Raw genomic sequence first — 19166 nt, forward strand, 5'->3', positions numbered from 1 at the left:
CAATTTATGAGAACACTTTTACCCCACGTTTCAGGGCGGAATACTTTTTCTGGCCTTTTATTTTCGTTCTTTTTACTGTTTTCCATGTCGCTTTCGGCCCAGGATTTCATTACGGTAGCCCCAGGTGACTGGAATGCTCCATCCACATGGCAGGGGGGTCGGGTGCCGAGCTATGAAATTAGGAATGCTACGGTTGCGATCAATCACGATGTAGTGAATAACTCTGGGACAAACATTGTCCTCAGAAACAGGGGTGAACTCCGCGTCAACGGAGTGACCCTGGACAACCAAAGCAACCTGAATGTGCGTAACGGGGGGCGTCTTGAGGCTACCAATGCAGTAGTGATCATAGGCCCGGGAATCCTTAATAATGATGGTACAATAGTTGTCGAAAGGAGTCAAATCCTCAAGGATGGTAATGTAGTGAATAATGGAGTTATCGAGTTGTCTAACGGATGTTTTACCCTGGAGTCCGGGAATTACAATAATAACGGGACTACCAGCGGGATAGGTGGCCTAACGGTTTTAGGAGGAAACGCCAAGAATAGCGGGACATTTAGTTCAGGCATCCTGTATTTCACAGCTTCCGGTACAGATGGTCTTCCGGGAACCCAGAGCACCCCGGAAGAAGTTGCGGCAATTTGTGCACCCTGTGAAGCCGGGGAAACGGCGCCAATTCTTGATGCCAATGCGCCCACCGCTTTTTGCGCGGACGACACCGTTCCCTCCCTGGATTCTTTTGTAAGTAGTACAGCCCCTTCAGGAGCCCCCCTTACATGGAGTACCAATTCGGACCCATTAGTGTTGGGAGACCACGTTGCCGGAGATCAAATTCCAGTGGCAGGCACGAACTACTTCGCCTTCTATTATGATGCATTGAACAATTGCGCGAGTCCGGTGGTAAGCCTGAATATTCAGGTTAACCCTGATGCTACGGCAACTGCAGGGGAGGACCAAACGATTTGCGAGGGAGATTCTGTCAGTTTATCGGGTGCTTTCGGTGGGGGAGCTTCCAGTGGGAGCTGGACAACAACGGGTACAGGTTCTTTTGACAATGCGTTGTCAGTTACATCGGTGTATACTCCGAGTCCAGAAGATATTGCAGCCGGGACGGTTACCCTAACCTTTACAACAAATGATCCTGACGGTCCTTGTATTGCGGCTTCAGACGACGTGATAGTGACTATCAACCCGGATGCCACGGCATTTGCTGGTGAGGACCAAACGATTTGCGCGGGAGAAACAATTAGTGTAACCGGTACCTTCGGTGGGGGAGCTTCAAGTGGGAGCTGGACAACCACGGGTACGGGCTCTTTTGACGACGCCTCAGCAGTATCACCTGTCTACACCCCGAGTGAAGAAGACGTTACAACAGGTACCGTTACGCTAACCTTTACCACGAACGATCCTGAAGGTCCTTGTATTGCCGCTTCAGATGACATGATCATCTCAATAAACCCCCTTGCCACAGCTGGAGCCGGGGAGGATCAGTTTATTAATGAGGGAGAAACCGTCAGTGTAACGGGTACTTTCGGTGGAGGAGCTTCCGGTGGGAGCTGGACAACCTCAGGTACGGGCTCTTTTGACGATGCCTCAGCAGTATCACCGGTCTACACCCCGAGTGAAGGAGACGTTACAGCGGGTACCGTTACCCTAACCTTTACAACAGATGACCCTGAAGGCCCATGCGTTGCAGCCTCAGATGATGTGGTCATTACTATCAACCCTCAGATTACGGTGAGCGTGTCCGTTACGTATCCCACGGAAAACGAAACGGACGCGATTTGCCAGGGCAGGGAACAGCTTGCAACTCTTACCGCAGTGGCCGCTGGAGGGACTGGAATTTACAGGTATAAGTGGAGCAATGGTGAAACCTCATCAACCATTTCAGTAAGCCCGGATATAACTGAGGAGTATACCGTAACGGTTACCGATGACTTTACCCCCACTTCAGGTATCATTCCTAGCGTCCAGGCCGGTGATACGGTAAGGGTGGACAATTGCGATATCACGGACACCAGTGATTTACTTAAATCCTTTGAGAATCTAACCACGCCCTTAAAGGAAGTAGCGCTTTCCTATGATAAGCCGGGCTATGAGGCACCACCATTCCTGGGAATAAATACCAAAGACACTGAAAATATTGAGGATGATGAGATCCGTGTGGATATTACAATTGTGGATAATGGGGCTTTCCTTACTTTTTTGGACGGACTCCCTAACCCGATTGCTCCAGGGGACTTGTTTACGGTGTATGATCCTAATACGAATCAACTAACTGCGACAGCGATCATAAGAATTTCGGACCTTCTGGCTTTCGATGTGGAACCCTCCATCAACAGGGTCAGTGAGATCGTGGCGATCCCTGGCAAGATTATCAACCAGGGAGATTTCGCCCAGGGGTCCCTTGCAGGCCGTCTGGGCTGGGAAGTTACCGGAGCGGATATTGGAATTGGGGTGATTTCGGACAGTTATGATAACAGAGGAGCTGCCGGCGCAGATGTTGTAAATAATGACTTGCCAGGAGCGGCCAACTCATTGGGTTTTACAACTCCGGTTAATAACGACTTTAAATTCCCTGGTGGCGGAAGTGATGAAGGTAGGGCCATGGCACAGATCGTCCACGACGTGGCACCGGACGCTGAAATTTTCTTCCGATCAGGATTTTTTGGCGAGTATAATTTTGCCGCCCAGATTGATCTTTTTGCCGCTGACCCCGATGTTGATATCATCGTGGATGACCTGACGTACCTCAAAGAACCCTATTATAGCGATGGGTATATCGCCCAGGCTGTGGACGCTGCGGTTGCAGCAGGAAAACAATACTATGTTTCCGCGGGGAATTTCGGGAACCTTTCTTACGAAGCAACTTTTACACCCTCACCGGGCCCCAATGAGAACAAGCACCTCTTTGATGATGATTTTCTTATGGCATTGACAGACCTGGATACTGGTTTTTATGCCATTGGCCTCCAATGGGATGACAATTATTACTCTCTCGGGGAAGGAGGGGGGGCCCTGTACGACCTGGATATTTACCTGACAGATGCTGCGGGCAATCCACAAAAAGGAGACAATATTGTGAATACGGGCGTAGACCCTATAGAGATATTTTATTTCAACGTAAACACGGCTGGAGCGGATACTTTCCTCGTGATTGAATATGCGGAGGGCAGCACCCCCGTTCCTGCGGGAACCAAGCTCAAGTTTGTGGTTTTCCGGGCAGGAAATAGTGGGGAGTTTCCCTCTTCACCTGCCTTGAATGGATCCACTGTAATAGGCCATGCCAACGCGGAAAGTGCAGTCACTGTCGGGGCAGTATTTTATGGAAATACCCCGAATTATGGTGTTGCAGGAGGAATTCCCATCCCGCAGAATTCATCCTCCCAGGGAGGGACTGAAACCGAGGGATCAGTCCGCAATAAACCCGATATTATGGCTCCAACCGGAGTGGATACCTCAGTACTTCTCGGAGGGTTAGGGGATACGGACGGATCTGGATTTCCCAACTTTTTTGGAACCTCAGCCTCCGCGCCTCATGTAGCCGCAGCGGCAGCCCTTGTGGATGAGGCAATCGATAAATATTTGAAAGATCCTGCTACGGGAGATTTTTTACCGGGTATTGATCCAGCTATCTATAATGGCAAGGACTTACTGCTCAACAACACGGTATCCATGACGAATACTTTTTCGGGATACGACTTAAAAAATGGAAGGGGTTATATTTCGGTGGATGCTGCTATTGGTACTTTTGCGAACCCGATTCCTGAATTCAACACCTTCGATCCAACATTTGCAGAAGTTATTGCAGCTGACCCTGATTTTGTTCCGGGCGCAGAACCGACGTTTGTCACATTGGAGGGCGAATTCTTTACAGATGAGTCCGAGGTATATTACAGGGGAGAACTTATGACTCGGGATACGGAAGGTGATCTTGATATCCTGGATAGTTACCAGGTAACCAGTAGCACAACTATCGAAATTTATCTGGGGCCTTTTGTGGGAGCACCTACCTTTTATGTAGTCAATCCCCCTGGGGCACTAACCAATGGAACTGACGGAGGCGAGTCAGAGACCCAGGGTATTCTGGAGGTTGAAGTCCAGGACCTGATTATTAAGCCGGACACCGATTCCCGCCTCTACGGCCAGGAAAACCCGGATTTTACGTTTACTATCTATGCGCCGGGGATTGGAGAAGAAGTTGGAGACCCAATTACGGATACGGCCATCCTGGATTTATTTGCAGATGATACCCTTTTTGACTTTAGCTATACAACTTCTGCTACACCTTCTTCGGACATAGGGAATTACAATGTGGACCTTTCGATAGACGCCATTGATCCCGGACTTACCGAATTATTCAATATTGAGTTGCAAAGCGGGACCTTATTTATCGATCCGATGCCTGTTACTATAGAGGCGGTCTTTGTGGATGATGCCACTGGCGAAATAATAGATGTGCTCGAATATGGATCGGGTGTACCGACTATAGAGTTTCGATATACTTTTGGGGAAGCAGCGGAAACTGATGATCCGGTGTTGCCCGTACAGCAGGATTTTGCCTTGCAGCACACCAGTGCCTTTAACCTCATGAACGGGTTTAGCCTTCTGAACGGTTTCAGCTTGCGAAATGGCTTTAGCCTCAGGAACGCAGATGGTACGCCATATGATGGTATCGGAGATCCTTTTGTCAATGGATTTTCCCTGACCAATCGATCTTTCTGGGTATCTGAGGTGTCTGAAGTTGGCGCCCTGGATGCGGAAGCCAATGGATTCTCACTGCGCAATGGATTTTCCCTGAGAAACGGATTTAGCCTCAGGAACAGTGAAACGGTTGGCCCTGATCCTGATACGGGGGAATGGTTGCCCAAACTGATTCCGATCGATGCAAATTTATTTTCCATGGTGGTAGAGGATGAGTCTTCTAACGGCAGGGAGATCGGAACATCTTATTTGTATGAACCGGTTCCTGTGGATTCAAATGGCTTTAGTCTTTCCAATGGCTTCAGTCTTTCCAATGGCTTCAGTTTGTCTAATAACAGTTTGCAGGTGAATGCATTCTCCCTGACCAATGGTTTTAACCTCCTGAACGGCTTCAGCCTGACCAATGGTTTCAGCCTGACCAATGCATTTTCATTGACTAATGGCTTCAGCCTTTCCAATGGCTTCTCCCTGAGAAATGCCTTCAACCTGACCAACGCGTTCAGCTTAACAAATAGCAGTCCGCCATCAGCAGAAGGAGAGACGATTGAAAATCCGCCTACTGCAGTGGAAGAACCGTTGTTCCTGCTTAACAATGCGGATGCTCAGATCATCCAGGCCGACAACACCCAGCCCCTGTTGTTTAAAGCGGCTACTGTACTTTCCGGGCTTAACGTGGGCAATCATGTTACCATTGCCCCTGCCCTGATGAATACGAATTATAGGGTTTATCTTGAATTGTTCTCATATACGATAACCCCCAAGTCTGTTACGGTTACGACTTCAGACTTCCTGGCAACAGGTGATGCTCCTGCAGTCTATGGGGATTATGGAGGGGATGTACAGCCTGAATTCCAGTATGAGGCCGTCGGATTGCAAAACGGGGATACCAAAGAAGAGGTGTTGGCCGGAATTGCACTGTATGCTGAGTGTACGGACTGTCCTACAGGTAAATACCCGGTAAATGCAACCGGTTATGATATCCTGGCGAATTTCGATGCACTTACATCAGAGGCAGCCGATAATTACAACATCACTTTTACCGATAATCCAAATGAGATCGGCAAGTTCAGGGTAGATCCATTTGCCCTGACACTTAAAGTAGATGATGGAGCAAGAATCACCTATGGAGATGCAGGACCCTTTGATTTCGCCTACACCCTGAGTACAAGTGATGCGTCCTGGACAGAATCAGACCTGCCATATGGGGAAACTCCTTTTGAAATTTTTGGCGACTTGGTATTTGACCCTTTAACCGGGTGCTTGCTTCCAGATCCGCCAGAGGCTTCAGCGATTCCTGTGGGGACTCCAAATTATGATGTGACTTATCTGGCAGGTACGCTTGTCGTAGATCCGGCTACGCTTGATTTACAAATAGGGGATACATTCATTAATAATGGAGATCCTACTCCTTCAACTTTTGGTGTTATAGCTACAAATAGCCCACTGCCATGTGGTGATTCCGCTCCGGATGGTTCAACCGGCTTTACGTTCGCCATTTATCAGAATGGGCAACCCGTTACCACGAATCCATTAGTTGCGGGTGTTTACGAAGTTCGACTTGCTGCTGATACTGCACTGCCCAGTGGATACGAGAATTATGTATTGGGAACTGTTCTTCCTGGTAAGCTTACCGTAAATCCTGAATTAGGCTGTAACGACAGGGTCACTGCATCTGATGTTTGTAAGGTGGATAATGTTGAGCTCCCCGGAGATCCACTTATCAATACCCTAGTGAAGTTTACAATAACAAATCCAAATGACGTACCGGTTTATATCCCTGAAGGTCCTAAGAACAAGTTCAAGAGTGGAAATACGCACTTTGTGCTTGCAGCCGGAACGATGATAGAGATTTTTGAACCCGGAGAAACCATTATCGAGGTCTACACGGATGGAGGAAATCTTCAACTGGAACTTATCAGTCCCGGTTGTAATAGCGCTTCCAAATCCGCTAATGGGTCCAACGCGAATCCTTGCAGTACAAACCTGAGTAGTAATACGGTAGAGGTCGATTCCTTTACACGGGAATTTGAAGCTGGAGTTCCAAGGGCTTACCCGAACCCGGCCACAGATTACCTGACCCTATTTGTGGGGAACATGGAAGGGGCTGTACGCGTTTCAGTCTTTGATGAGGTGGGCAGGCAATTGATGGTAAAGGAATATTCAGCCGAAGGGCAGGATGAGGTTTACCTCGACATCAGTGCCCTGAAAGAAGGGATCCTGACCATTGTGACCGAGAACCAGGGCGCGCGCTCTGCATTCCGGATCATTAAACAGTAGGTTAACTAACTAGTTATATCAAGGGCCGGAAGCAATTCCGGCCCTTTTTTTATGCCGGTTTGGCACCTTATGGATCTGTCGGAATTTGCTATCTTGAAACCTATAGCTTTAAGACCATGAAGAACCGACCCCTTTGGATTTGTGCCCTGTTGCTTTTTGGAATGTTATCCTGCAAACAAGAGCAGCCGACCCGTGAGCAAGCAACGGATACAGAAGAGGTAACGGACAACCGGGAACCCCACAGGCCCCAATTCCATTTTACGCCCCCTTCCCATTGGATGAACGATCCGAACGGGATGTTCTATCTGGATGGGGAATATCACCTGAGTTACCAGTATTATCCGGACAGTACGGTTTGGGGACCCATGCACTGGGGGCATGCCGTATCCAAAGACCTGGTGCGCTGGGAGCATCTGCCCATTGCCCTGTATCCGGATAGTCTCGGGTACATCTTTTCAGGGGGTTCGGTAGTGGATCTCAAAAATACCTCTGGCTTCGGGACAGCTGATAATCCCCCGGTAGTAGCCGCATTTACACATCACGATCCGGTTGGAGAAAAGGAAGGCCGGGATGATTTCCAGACCCAGAGCATTGCCTACAGCCTGGATAAGGGCCGGACGTGGAAGAAATATTCAGATAATCCGGTGCTGGCCAATAGTGCAGGTATCCGGGATTTCAGGGATCCTAAGGTGATTTGGCACGAGGCGTCTCAGAAATGGATCATGGCCCTGGCGGTTTACGACCGCGTGCAGTTTTTCGGCTCTGAGGACCTTAAATCCTGGCAGTATCTCTCTGAATTTGGAATCGTCGGGGATGACCGCCTGTGGGAGTGCCCGGATCTGTTTCCTCTTTACATTCCTGAAACAGATCAAACCAAATGGGTGCTGCTTGTCAGTATTCAAAAAGATGCACCAAATGGTGGTACAGCAACGAGTTATTTTATAGGCGATTTTGACGGCAGTAAATTCATGGGGGATCCCGGCGATCAGAAATGGCTGGACTGGGGAACGGATAACTACGCTTTTGTAACCTGGGATAATGCGCCGGTGGAACCAACCCAACGGCTGGGTATTGGCTGGATGTCCAATTGGCAGTATGCCCAGGAAGTGCCCACGGTAACCTGGCGATCGGCCATGACCCTCCCACGCATCCTTAGTTTAACTCCGGATGGGTCGGGTTATACCCTTGTTTCCAATCCTGTTGATGCGGTGAAGGGCCTTCGCTCCGTGGAAACAAAACTCCCATCGCTGACAATCCTGGGAGAGCAGGTGGTGAGGGGTTCCTTCAGCCCGTCTCAATGCGAAATCCTGTTAAAAACAGACCTGGAGAAAACCACGGCCGGCCTTTTCGGGATCACACTTTCCAATGGAGCCGGTGACAGGCTGATTCTCGGTTTTGACCGGGATAATCAGCAGGTATGGGCAGACCGGCGCGGTTCAGGTCCTTCCGGGTTTTCGGAGGAGTTTTTTAAAGGCCCGCATGCTGCACCGCTACCTATGGATGCGGATGCCGGAGGGGATCTCAGGATATTTCTGGATGTTGCCTCTGTGGAGGTGTTTGCCGAAGGGGGACGTATGAATTTTACCGAAATATTCTTTCCCTCAGAGCCCTATGACACACTCACCCTGTGGTCGGACGAAGGGGAGTGGGTTCTCCAGTCCGGCTCGGTCTACAGTTTAGATGGCACCTGGTAGATAGCGCCCGGGGTGTAGTCCGTCCTCGGGTTGAGATGACCTTAGTCATACTTTAGGAAATGGTGATGGCCTAACTTTACTATTGGCATGGTCTACATCCAATCCATAGTAAAGGGAATCAGGGACTTCCTGGCCGAAACCGGGCAACTTGCATTTTTTGCAGGCCGGTTTTTCAAGGAGGTGCTCAAACCTCCCTATGAGTTTCGCGAGCTCCTGCGACAGTGTTACCAAATGGGTAACCGGTCCCTTATGTTAGTGCTGGTTACCGGGTTTATCATCGGATTGGTGTTAACCCTGCAATCCAGGCCGACCTTAATCGAATTTGGCGCGGAATCCTGGATGCCCAATATGGTGGGAATTTCCATAGTACGTGAGATCGGTCCGGTAATAACGGCCCTTATCTGTGCCGGTCGCATCGCCTCGGGAATCGGGGCAGAGCTCGGATCGATGCGGGTTACAGAACAAATCGATGCTATGGAAGTTTCAGGTACCAATCCCTTTAAGTACCTGGTCGTTACGCGGGTTCTGGCTACAACCCTAATGTTACCCCTGTTGGTAATCTTTGGCGATATTATTGCGCTCTACGGGTCCGCCCTTATTGAATTCCTCAAAGGGGGGATGAGTTTCCAGTTGTATTTCAACAAGGTCTTTGATGCCCTCTCTTTCGGTGATTTTATCCCTGCGACCACAAAATCGTTTTTCTTCGGGTTTGTTATCGGACTTGTGGGATGTTACAAGGGGTATTATTGTAAAAAGGGCACCGCCGGGGTGGGAAAGGCAGCGAATACGGCTGTGGTTATGGCTTCCCTCCTCGTTTTTTTTGTGGATTTTATGGCCGTATTTATCTCGGATATTTTTTATGAACTCTAGCACATGGAACCCAAAATAAAACATAGCAGTCCTGTCGTACCCCCAGGTGGGCGTAAGGAGATGATCCGTATCCGGGATCTTCACAAGCGCTTTGGGGATAACCATGTGCTGAAGGGATTCAGTCTTACGCTTCACGAAGGGGAAAGCCTGGTGGTTATGGGCAAATCCGGTTCCGGAAAGTCTGTAATGATCAAATGCCTTGTGGGGCTTATGGAACCGGACGAAGGATCCGTAGAGGTATTGGGGAAAGAGATATCGACCCTGGGCCAATCCGAGCTGGACGAGCTCAGGTCGGACATCGGATTCTTATTTCAGGGCAGCGCCCTGTACGATTCCATGACGGTACGCGAGAATTTGGAATTTCCCATGCGAAGGCATGCCCAGAAGCTCGGGTTGGGAAAAGACACCTTGCCTTTTGTACTCGAGGCGCTCGAAAACGTCGGACTCGCGCATGCCATTGACCTGATGCCTGTGGAACTATCCGGGGGCATGAAGAGGCGGGTGGCCCTGGCACGGGCTCTTATCTTAAAACCGAAACTGATCTTTTACGATGAGCCTACAAGTGGTCTGGACCCGATTACCTCCAAGGAGATCATCGAACTCATGCGCAGCATACAGCGGAAATACGGAACCTCATCGCTGATCATCACCCACGATGTGGATTGCGCCCGTGTCATATCCGAACGAATCCTCCTGCTGGTAGAGGGTATAAATTATGCGGAGGGGACCTACCTTGAATTGTCGGGTAGTTCGGACCCGAAAATCGAAGCATTCTTTAAAAAATAAGTCATGGCAAAATCAACTTCACAATTCGTAAAACTCGGTGTATTTGTAGTCCTGGGGAGTTTGTTGATCCTCGTTATGGCGTACATGATCGGAAACGACCAGAACATTTTCAGGCCTACTTTCCAGATTACGGCGGTCTTCAACAATGTCAACGGCCTGCAAAAAGGAAACAATGTTCGGTATTCGGGGATCAACGTAGGTACTGTGAAAGATATCGTGATGGAACAGGACACCAGTATACGGGTATACATGCAAATTCAGGAGGATATGCTGGCGCATATTAAAGACAATGCAGTGGCTATAGTGGGTTCGGATGGTCTGGTAGGCAGTATGCTGATCAACATCCTTCCCAGGCCCGGCCAGGGGCTTCCGGTTCAGGACGGGGATGAGATTGCCACAATCAGCCGGATCATTACCCAGGACATGCTCTCCACCCTGAATGTCACCAATGAAAATGCAGCATTGCTCACGGCAGACTTGCTGGAAGTGACCCGGGCGATGCGGAATGGTTCCGGGGTGCTTTCCCGCCTGCTTTACGACAGCACAATGGCCAGGGATCTCCATCAGAGCTTCCACAATCTTCAGGTAAGTACGGCCAAGTCCGAACGGGCTATCGACAGGTTAAACCAGATGATAGAACAATGGCGACTTGAGCAGAGCGCGCTTACCCTGGTGATGGATGATCCTGAATTCCGTGATCAAATCCGGCGGGTGGCGGCTAATTTGGATAGTTCCGGGCAGGAGATACGCCAACTGACAGGGCGTTTGAACGATTTGGCAGGTGGTTTGGAGGCAGGTGAAGGGACGCTTGGGATGCTCTTAAAAGATACTGCGATGGCAGCTGAGATCCAGCATGGCTTGAAATATTTGGATTCTGGCCTGGTTAAATTCGATCAGAACATGGAAGCCCTCAAACACAATTGGTTAACCCGGGGGTACTTCAAAAAACTCGAAAAAGAGCAGCGAAAGGCAGCTAAAAAACAATAACAGAAAAGACCACCCTGAAACATTTCAGGGTGGTCTGGGAAGACAGGGGCAGTCAGATGCAAAAGACACCGACATGCAAATACCCGTTAACGCATCTGCTCCTTACAGGAAATTGCCCTTGTCATCCAGTTTTACTTTAAGGGTTTGATCCCCGTTTTTCAGGGTAACCTTATAGGTTTGGTCAACTCCTTTGGTCTCATGGTACCGCACCAGGTAGATATCTTCACTCACTATCCATCCTGGGAAACGATCCAGTAAGGCGTTGCTGACACTTTCAGGGAGTTTAACATTCTTGAATTTTTCGATGGTGCGTGTAATTTTCCCATCGGCATTGTAGGCTGCAAGGATCTTTCCGTCGGGGATGTAAAAACTTATTTGATAGTAATCGTAGTCATCCTGATAGTAATCGGAGTTTTCCAGGTTAAAGGCGGCTACCTTCCGTTGCAACATTTTAACGGGGATAGATGCAGGTTCTTCAGATGCCAGACTATTCAGGTACTTGTAGTTTGTGGCATAGACGACCACTTCGGATAATTCTTCGGTCTTGATGACCTGAGCCAGCATCGGGCTGGTCAACCCGACACACAGCAGACATAACAGTAACTTTTTCATGATTAGAATTTTAGGTTAATACTCATAGGGTATATCTGCAGTCTGTGACATAAAAGTATCTAACAGGTCCTTTTCTAACAATGACCTGCATCAGTCGTGGCGGTAGGATTCATACAAGGGGATTGGGCTCCTGATCCAAATCATTGGACGGGCCGGGGCAGTTTTGTAGCTTTTGATTTCAAACCAAAGCCTGTCGTTATGATCCCTCCGATATCCCAGAAATGGGTACCCCTGGACACGGACCGGCCCATCTGGAGTCGCTTCTTTATGATTGCCCCCCTTGCCGTGGTTGGGACCCGGGAGGCGGATGGCTATGACCTGGCTCCAAAGCACATGATTACCCCCATGGGATTTGAGAACTATATCGGGTTTGTTTGTACCCCTGCGCATGGGACTTATCAGAATATTGAAGTGAGGGGTGAGTTCACGATGAGTTTTCCGATGGCGGACCAGGTTTTGATCTCTTCCCTTACAGCTTCTCCAAGACAGTCCGGGATATCCAAAATGGAGCAGATCATCGATGCGCTACCCACGTGCCGGGCCGCTGAAGTAGATGCCCTTTTCCTGGAACAATCCTACCTGATGCTGGAGTGTAAACACTTCCGTACAATCGATGGGTTTGGCGGAAACAGCCTGATTACAGGGACTATTCTCCACGCCTATGTGCATCCGGACTACCTGAGGGTTTCCGAACAGGACGAACAGCAGTTGCTTCACGAGCACCCGCTTCTGGCCTATGTGGCCGAAGGAAGGTTCTCTCGGGTTGCAGAGACCTATCATTTCCCCTTTCCTAAAGGATTTAATAGATGATACACTCCACCGACATAGCAAAAGATATGCAGGACTGGCTGGGTACCAGGCAGGACACCATCCGGGATTTCATTAAGGAGCTCGCTCTGATGGAATCTCCCTCATCGGACCCGGAGGCCCTTTCCGATCTGCTCCAATGGCTGGAAGACAGAATGCGGGCACTGGGAATGTATACCTTAAGGGTTCCGGGCACTAAATCAGGCGGATACTTATACGCACGCCCAATGGAAAAGACCCCAAACCAGCCCATTCAATTACTTCTCGGGCATTGTGATACGGTATGGCCCTTAAGGACCCTTGAAATGATGCCGCTCAGGGAGAAGGACGCCCGATTGGCGGGACCCGGGGTCTATGATATGAAGGCGGGCATTGCACAGATCTTTTTTGCCCTGCACTGCCTTGCTGCCCTCGATTTGACGCCCAAAGTGCTTCCGGTGGTACTTATCAATTCAGATGAGGAAGTCGGCAGCAAGGAATCCACCCCAGCCATTCGTCGTCTGGCCCGGATCGCCGACCGGGCATATGTAATGGAGCCCCCTTTGGGGCTGGAGGGAAAGTTGAAAACAACGCGTAAGGGACTCGGTCGGTTTACCCTGACCGTTTATGGCAAGGCCGCCCATGCGGGGCTTGATCCTGAAAAGGGTGCCAATGCCATTGTAGAAATGGCATTGCTCGTGCAGCAGTTGTATGCTTTGAACGATTTTGACAGGGGTACTACGGTAAACGTCGGACTGATCGAAGGAGGTATCTCCCCAAACACCATAGCTCCTGAAAGCCGTGTTGTCCTGGATGTTCGGGTACTTACAGCGGTCGAAGGTAAGCGGGTGGAAACCGCAATCAGGGCCCTTCGGGTTAAGGCAAAAGGTGTCCGGCTGGAAATTGATGGCGGGTTTGGAAGGCCTCCTATGGAAAGCACGTCCAGGAATCGGCGTCTATGGACCATGGCGGCAAAAACAGGACGGGTTCTGGGGCTTGAATTGGAACAGGCCAGTGCAGGGGGAGGATCTGACGGAAATACAGCGAGTCAGTATACGGCAACCCTGGACGGTCTGGGGACTCCGGGGGACGGGGCCCATGCCCTTCACGAATTCATAGAGACGGACCGTCTCGTAGAACGCACCACCCTTCTGACACTCTTGCTTATGATGGACCCGGTAAGGCATACATAGATGAAAAAACAAGTTGAAATATTTACCTCGCTCACCCGGATTTCCGATCTGGCTGAAACCCCTTTTGACGTCCGTAGCCTTGAGCGGGAGTTTTGGGAAATGGGGGATTATGTGGTATGTAAAATCACAGATCCGGGAGGACATTCCCTGCTCATTGAGCTGCAGAGCGGCCGTATGCGGGGGGTCATTGGGGGTGAAACGATCATAGGGGCCCTGGGAGAACGATTTGCCACCCTGGAGGCAACAGGCAGTTGGCAAGCCGTAGGTCAAAATGGAAAGATGCACGTGCTTACAGGGGCAGGCCTTTTTGGCAAGCTTACTTCTAAATCCGTATACCTCCCGCAGATGATGGAACTCAACTATGTGGGGCATGTTTTTAGGAACGGTCATAAATTGCGGATGGAGGATTTTGTGGCACCCGTGGAGGAGCGGCCTTTTCAGACCCCGGTAATCCTTTTCTACGGTACTTCCATGTCTGCCGGGAAAACGACATCCGCCCGGATTGTCACCCACCTTTTTAAATCGGCAGGGTATTCGGTTGTTGGGGCCAAACTGGCTGGGGCCGGAAGGTACAGGGATATTCTTGCCGTAAAAGACGTGGGGGCTGATGCCGTTTTTGACTTTGTGGACGTAGGCCTGCCTTCTTCGATCTGCGGGGAGGCGCTTTACAGGAAAAAGTTACGTCAGTTGCTCAACCGGATGGCTGCCATAAGGGCTGATATTGCTGTAGTCGAGATCGGGGCTTCCCCCATGGAACCCTATAACGGATCAATGGCTATTGAAGCCCTCCAACCCAACCTTAAGTATGCTGTTATGAGTGCCTCCGATCCCTATGCTGTTTATGGTTTGATAAAGGCTTATGGGATGACCCCGGACCTGGTAACAGGGGTGGCCTCCAATACGCTGGCGGGTATAGCCCTGGTTAAGCAATTGTGTGGCATACAGGCCATTAATTTCTTGAACCCTGAAAATGGCACTTTGCTGCGCGAGCTCATCGGACAGGCTACGGGAATGGATCTCAAAATCCCATCTGTATATTGAGCAAGGGCTCCCGACAATACCTGGAGGCGTGCCGTCTTTTTAGGGATGAGGCCGAGGCAGTTACAAAATCAGAAATCCGCCAGGCCATGTATGGGTCCGGCGGAATTCGCAATGGCTTGAGAACAAGTTCCCACAAGCGGTTACCGATGCATACAGAAATTTAATAACAAGGTCCTTTGCCCAATTTGAAAATGATCTGTGTCATGCCCAGGGCGATAGGTTTATTCAATTATGATCCCTCTTGAGCCTTTTCTGCCGCATCCCGGAATTGTGATCCAATCTAGAACATCAGGTTAGAGTAAATCATATGCTTCAAATCCTTGGGGAGGGCATCCCGAACATCTTCCAGTTCCCCCAGGGAGATATTCTTTCTTAAAAACATAAAGGTGAGCTGTATGTATTTTTCGGCGAGGTCGTCTTCATACCCAAAATCATTTACAGCAGCAACCCCGTCGTGTTCCCTGACCATCTGTATGAATTCCTCCATATGTTTGATTCGGTCCGGTCTTCGTCTCATGGTCCAGCCATTGACGTAAACAGCCTTTAGGAACATGGGTAGTTGTGCTATCAGTTGCAGGGATTCCTCAAAGGGAATAATATCCCTAAGGGAGTGAAGTGTTGCCGTAAGAATTCGACCCGCCTTATCCTGGTCGGGTCCAAATCCCATGTGTTTCGTGTACGCTTTCAAAAAAGCGCGTCCTTCATTTGCGTATTGATTGAAATTGAGTGCCATAACAATATCATTTTAGGATTCACCCCTAAAAGTGCTATTTTAAAATGGCAGTGGAAATGACCTGTGTCAATCTGCAGAAAAACTAATTTTTACATTCAGGAACCGGCGGAGACTTCTCCCTTTACAATTTCGGGACCTGAAGATGTGCCAATGCGAGTGGCCCCGGATTGAAGATATTTTACAGCGGTTTCGTATTCCCTGATTCCCCCGGAGGCCTTGATGCCCATTGCGTTTCCCACTTCGGATTTCATCAGACGTACATCCTGAAGGGTGGCTCCGGCGGTCCCAAAACCCGTGGACGTCTTCACATAATCCCAACCGGCCTCCAGGGCCAGTCGACAGCCCAGGCGTTTTTGGGCCTCACTAAGGTAACAGGTTTCCAGGATCAGCTTAAGAATCGCCCGGGGGGCGGCTTCCCGAATGCGATCGAGTTCCCTTCGGACCTCCGTCGTTTTACCGGACAGCATCCAACCGACATTCATTACCACATCCAGCTCCCTGGCTCCGTTTGTAAAATAGGTTTCCGCTTCAAAACATTTGGATGCGGTTTCTGAATTGCCGTGGGGAAACCCAACCACTGCGGCCACAAGGACATCGCTACCGGCAAGCAGTGACGCACAAAGTTCCACCCAGGCCCCGCTTACACAGATGGATTTGAAATGGTATTCCAGGCCTTCCCGGCAAAGTTTTCGGATATCGGATTCCGTAGCACCGGGCGCCAGAAGTGTATGGTCTAAATACCCCGCTATCATAATGGCTTCTGTTGCGTTCTGATTAAAAGTATGAAGAAACATTCAATCCGTCCCGCTATATCGGGTCCGCTCCAACTGACAGAAGTCATAGCAGGTCTTTTACTTCAGGGGTACCTTTAAGTCGAATCAATACCCGGCTGTACGATGAAAACGATCCTGATACCTACTGATTTTTCCGATAATGCCTGGCATGCCATTTCCTATGCCATGAATTTCTTTAAAGACGAAACCTGTACTTTTTACATTCTGCATACCTATTCGCCCGCTTTTTACCGTATGGATTATGCGATTGGCGGCCCCAGTTTTAGTGCAATACCGGATGTGGGTGTGGATATTTCCCTCATGGGTCTGGAAAAAACCGTGGCTGATATCAAAAACACATTTGCCAACCCGGACCATCGGTATGAGGTGGTGTCTTCATTTAATACCCTGACCGATGAAATACAGGAACTGGTTGCTAAAAAGGATATCGACCTTATCGTAATGGGGACACAGGGAGCCAGTGGGGCAAAAGAGGTGTTTCTCGGTTCCAATACGGTTTTCGTAATACGAAAGGCTACGGTTCCGGTTATGGCCATACCCGAGAAAGTAAAATACCATCCCGTGCGAAACCTCTTGTTCCCCAGTGATTATCTCACCCGATATTCACCTGAAGATCTGCAACCCGTCCTGCATATGGCTCGAATACACCAGGCCCGGATCACATTTTTGCACGTCATTGAGGAAACCGGGTTAACTCTGGCTCAGAAAGAGAATAAGGCCCACCTGGAACGCCAAATGGAGGAACTCGAATATGAGGCCGTCACCCTGGAAAAGGAATTGATGCCCGATGCGGTATTGAATTATATCGATGAGCATCCGGTTGACCTCCTGGTGATGATGAACCGGAAGCATTCTTTTTTTGAACGCCTGATGATCCGTCAGAATATTGACAAAATTGGATTTCATGTACAAATACCATTTGTCGTAGTGCCGGATTCTATTGAAATTTAACCGAGCAATTTAATGTCATGAAAACGATCCTGATTCCCACCGATTTTTCTCAGAATGCATGGAACGCCTTATTCACGGCCCTCAAACTTTTCCGAAATGAAGATTGCCGATTCCTGCTGCTCAATACCTACGAGCCGAATCTTATTAATGTATTGGGAGACCAGGGTGAAAAAAGACTTGGGCTTATTTACGAGTCCCTGGAGGCAGAGTCCCGGGAAAAAATGAAAAACGTACTTAACGAATTAACCACCTATTCGCTCAGACCCGGGAATGAGTTTAAAACACGTTGTGCACCCGGAGATCTTGTTTCCGAAGTCAAAAAACTCGTAAAAAAGGGAAGGATCGATATGATTGTGATGGGTACGAAGGGGGCTAGCGGTGCAGACCGGGTGTTTATGGGAAGCAATGCAGTGCGCATTTTAAAACACATTTCGAACCGCCCCATCCTTGCAGTTCCAGAGGGTTATAATTTTCAGGCCCTCAAAACAGTGTTGTTGCCGACAGATTTCATGCACTACTACGAATCGTTCGAACTACAGCCATTGCTCGATCTTATGGAACCATGGGAGGCTGAGGTTCGCGTGGCCTATGCGGCAAAGGAGTTCAAACTCAATTCTACCCAGGAATCCAATAAAAAACTCCTGCAAACCCGACTCAAATCAGAGAATTCAAGATTTGTTGAGATTCCACTGGAGACTAGTGTTTCCGATAGTATCCGGCAATATGGAAGTGCTATTGAAGCAGATATGATAGCCCTGATGCAACACCGACATAGTTTTCTTGAAGCCGTTACAAAAGAAAAAGTGGTAAAACGTATCGCTTTTGATACTGAGATACCACTTTTTATACTACCCAAACGGCTTTAGAAAAACAATGCCTGAAGGTTTCGCTCGTTGAAGCTGAGCAGGGGTAATTGGTTTCGTGATGCCATTTTTTTGACGTGTCCCTTGTGAAACAGTTTTTTAGCCGCTCCTTTGTGGATTCGTTCGAGCATTGCAATCATACCCGCGTGCTGATTTTCTGAGTATTTTTCAAGGGTGGAAGTGATGTTTTTCGATTCCAGTACTTCAAAGTGAATCCGATCGTAGTCAATTTTAGTTTCTACCATTTCCCGGAACCATTCCATCTGTGGAATTCCAGCGTATTTTTTGTCAGCAGTAACATGAACAACCCTGATATTTGCCTGCCATACCCTGGCAAGTTCCACTACTTTTTCCAGCGCCTTTAAATCCTCAACTTCAAAATCTGTCGCATAGACTAGGTCTGTGAGTTTTTCGAAGTGGTGGTTCGTGGGTACTGTGAGTACCGGGCAAGGGGCCTTGTCTATTAGTTTTTTAGCTGTGCTTCCCATAACCAGGTCTTTAAGGGCGCTTTCACCCTTCATGCCCACAATTATCATTCTCACATGCCAGTCTGTTGCTTTGGAAATGATGCCGGACAATACGGACATATTTTCAACGGGTTCAAAAACCACTTCTTCCGGCCTGGGTGCTTCTTCTCCAATCACCCGTTCATAAAAATCGATCAGCCGTTTGCGTTCATGTCCTCCTGTATCTTTTCTGAGATCGGGGAAAGGGGTGTCTAATTGAGTCCCCAGAATGGTTGGAAGATCGTAAACATGGGTGAGTACAAGTCGCATTCCAAGCATTTGGCTCAGGTTGTTGGCATATCTCAGCGCACTGGCTGAGGCCATCGAAAAGTCGGTTGCGTAGAGTATAGATTTCATTTTTGTACAGTT

General features: G+C 49.1%; 14 protein-coding genes. 10 read left to right on the top strand and 4 right to left on the bottom strand.

The window, feature by feature from the left end; genetic code table 11:
• The first annotated feature begins 6 nt into the window (after nucleotides 1-6).
• The 5 genes from QU605_RS12325 to QU605_RS12345 all read left to right on the top strand — a co-directional run bounded on the left by QU605_RS12325 (nucleotide 7) and on the right by QU605_RS12345 (nucleotide 11318).
• Nucleotides 7-6981 (top strand): S8 family serine peptidase, encoded by a 6975-nt coding sequence (locus tag QU605_RS12325; RefSeq protein WP_289725626.1) that lies wholly within the window; start codon nucleotides 7-9, stop codon nucleotides 6979-6981.
• 116 nt (nucleotides 6982-7097) lie between these two features.
• Complete coding sequence (locus QU605_RS12330; RefSeq protein ID WP_289725627.1) at nucleotides 7098-8675, top strand: glycoside hydrolase family 32 protein; 1578 nt, start codon at nucleotides 7098-7100, stop codon at nucleotides 8673-8675.
• An 87-nt stretch (nucleotides 8676-8762) separates the two neighbouring features.
• Complete coding sequence (locus tag QU605_RS12335) at nucleotides 8763-9545, top strand: MlaE family ABC transporter permease (RefSeq protein ID WP_289725628.1); 783 nt, start codon at nucleotides 8763-8765, stop codon at nucleotides 9543-9545.
• Nucleotides 9546-9605: 60 nt separating this feature from the next.
• Nucleotides 9606-10331: an ABC transporter ATP-binding protein gene (locus tag QU605_RS12340; protein WP_434967930.1), complete on the top strand. Its 726-nt coding sequence runs from the start codon at nucleotides 9606-9608 to the stop codon at nucleotides 10329-10331.
• A 3-nt stretch (nucleotides 10332-10334) separates the two neighbouring features.
• A complete protein-coding gene (locus QU605_RS12345) occupies nucleotides 10335-11318 on the top strand; it encodes an MlaD family protein (protein WP_289725630.1) in 984 nt (327 codons plus the stop codon).
• 102 nt (nucleotides 11319-11420) lie between these two features.
• Here the strand turns inward: QU605_RS12345 and QU605_RS12350 are convergent, their stop codons facing one another.
• Entirely contained in the window at nucleotides 11421-11930 is a 510-nt protein-coding gene (locus tag QU605_RS12350) for a nicotinate-nucleotide adenylyltransferase (protein ID WP_289725631.1), read from the bottom strand.
• A 198-nt stretch (nucleotides 11931-12128) separates the two neighbouring features.
• Here QU605_RS12350 and QU605_RS12355 point away from each other — a divergent pair, with 198 nt between their 5' ends.
• The 3 genes from QU605_RS12355 to QU605_RS12365 are packed head-to-tail and all read left to right on the top strand — an operon-like array spanning nucleotide 12129 to nucleotide 14950.
• A complete protein-coding gene (locus tag QU605_RS12355; RefSeq protein WP_289725632.1) occupies nucleotides 12129-12740 on the top strand; it encodes a flavin reductase in 612 nt (203 codons plus the stop codon).
• Nucleotides 12737-13909: a M20 family metallopeptidase gene (locus QU605_RS12360; protein ID WP_289725633.1), complete on the top strand. Its 1173-nt coding sequence runs from the start codon at nucleotides 12737-12739 to the stop codon at nucleotides 13907-13909. Before QU605_RS12355 ends, QU605_RS12360 begins: the two co-directional genes overlap by 4 nt.
• Nucleotides 13910-14950: a hypothetical protein gene (locus QU605_RS12365; protein ID WP_289725634.1), complete on the top strand. Its 1041-nt coding sequence runs from the start codon at nucleotides 13910-13912 to the stop codon at nucleotides 14948-14950.
• A 280-nt stretch (nucleotides 14951-15230) separates the two neighbouring features.
• Here QU605_RS12365 and QU605_RS12370 read toward each other — a convergent pair whose 3' ends face one another.
• Both QU605_RS12370 and deoC read right to left on the bottom strand, forming a co-directional pair.
• Entirely contained in the window at nucleotides 15231-15683 is a 453-nt protein-coding gene (locus tag QU605_RS12370; RefSeq protein ID WP_289725635.1) for a DUF2267 domain-containing protein, read from the bottom strand.
• A gap of 95 nt (nucleotides 15684-15778) precedes the next feature.
• Nucleotides 15779-16477 (bottom strand): deoxyribose-phosphate aldolase, encoded by a 699-nt coding sequence (deoC, locus tag QU605_RS12375; RefSeq protein ID WP_289725636.1) that lies wholly within the window; start codon nucleotides 16475-16477, stop codon nucleotides 15779-15781.
• Nucleotides 16478-16579: 102 nt separating this feature from the next.
• Here deoC and QU605_RS12380 point away from each other — a divergent pair, with 102 nt between their 5' ends.
• Together QU605_RS12380 and QU605_RS12385 are read left to right on the top strand one after the other, a co-directional pair.
• The gene (locus QU605_RS12380) at nucleotides 16580-17428 is read left to right on the top strand and encodes a universal stress protein (RefSeq protein WP_289725637.1); all 849 of its coding nucleotides are present in this window, start codon (nucleotides 16580-16582) and stop codon (nucleotides 17426-17428) included.
• A gap of 17 nt (nucleotides 17429-17445) precedes the next feature.
• Nucleotides 17446-18294 carry a universal stress protein gene (locus QU605_RS12385; RefSeq protein WP_289725638.1) on the top strand — a complete coding sequence of 283 codons (849 nt, stop codon included), beginning with the start codon at nucleotides 17446-17448 and terminating at the stop codon, nucleotides 18292-18294.
• Here the strand turns inward: QU605_RS12385 and QU605_RS12390 are convergent.
• Nucleotides 18291-19154 carry a universal stress protein gene (locus tag QU605_RS12390; protein WP_289725639.1) on the bottom strand — a complete coding sequence of 288 codons (864 nt, stop codon included), beginning with the start codon at nucleotides 19152-19154 and terminating at the stop codon, nucleotides 18291-18293. The two genes, QU605_RS12385 and QU605_RS12390, sit on opposite strands and share 4 nt — an antisense overlap.
• Nucleotides 19155-19166 lie beyond the last annotated feature (12 nt).

This window comes from Robiginitalea aurantiaca (assembly GCF_030380815.1).
In the GTDB taxonomy this organism is placed as follows: Bacteria; Bacteroidota; Bacteroidia; order Flavobacteriales; family Flavobacteriaceae; genus Robiginitalea; species Robiginitalea aurantiaca.

Coding starts and splice junctions, on each gene's coding strand:
- QU605_RS12325 (WP_289725626.1), top strand. CDS start 7: ATGAGAACACTTTTACCCCACGTTTCAGGGCGGAATACTTTTTCTGGC.
- QU605_RS12330 (WP_289725627.1), top strand. CDS start 7,098: ATGAAGAACCGACCCCTTTGGATTTGTGCCCTGTTGCTTTTTGGAATG.
- QU605_RS12335 (WP_289725628.1), top strand. CDS start 8,763: ATGGTCTACATCCAATCCATAGTAAAGGGAATCAGGGACTTCCTGGCC.
- QU605_RS12340 (WP_434967930.1), top strand. CDS start 9,606: ATGATCCGTATCCGGGATCTTCACAAGCGCTTTGGGGATAACCATGTG.
- QU605_RS12345 (WP_289725630.1), top strand. CDS start 10,335: ATGGCAAAATCAACTTCACAATTCGTAAAACTCGGTGTATTTGTAGTC.
- QU605_RS12350 (WP_289725631.1), bottom strand. CDS start 11,930: ATGAAAAAGTTACTGTTATGTCTGCTGTGTGTCGGGTTGACCAGCCCG.
- QU605_RS12355 (WP_289725632.1), top strand. CDS start 12,129: ATGATCCCTCCGATATCCCAGAAATGGGTACCCCTGGACACGGACCGG.
- QU605_RS12360 (WP_289725633.1), top strand. CDS start 12,737: ATGATACACTCCACCGACATAGCAAAAGATATGCAGGACTGGCTGGGT.
- QU605_RS12365 (WP_289725634.1), top strand. CDS start 13,910: ATGAAAAAACAAGTTGAAATATTTACCTCGCTCACCCGGATTTCCGAT.
- QU605_RS12370 (WP_289725635.1), bottom strand. CDS start 15,683: ATGGCACTCAATTTCAATCAATACGCAAATGAAGGACGCGCTTTTTTG.
- deoC (WP_289725636.1), bottom strand. CDS start 16,477: ATGTTTCTTCATACTTTTAATCAGAACGCAACAGAAGCCATTATGATA.
- QU605_RS12380 (WP_289725637.1), top strand. CDS start 16,580: ATGAAAACGATCCTGATACCTACTGATTTTTCCGATAATGCCTGGCAT.
- QU605_RS12385 (WP_289725638.1), top strand. CDS start 17,446: ATGAAAACGATCCTGATTCCCACCGATTTTTCTCAGAATGCATGGAAC.
- QU605_RS12390 (WP_289725639.1), bottom strand. CDS start 19,154: ATGAAATCTATACTCTACGCAACCGACTTTTCGATGGCCTCAGCCAGT.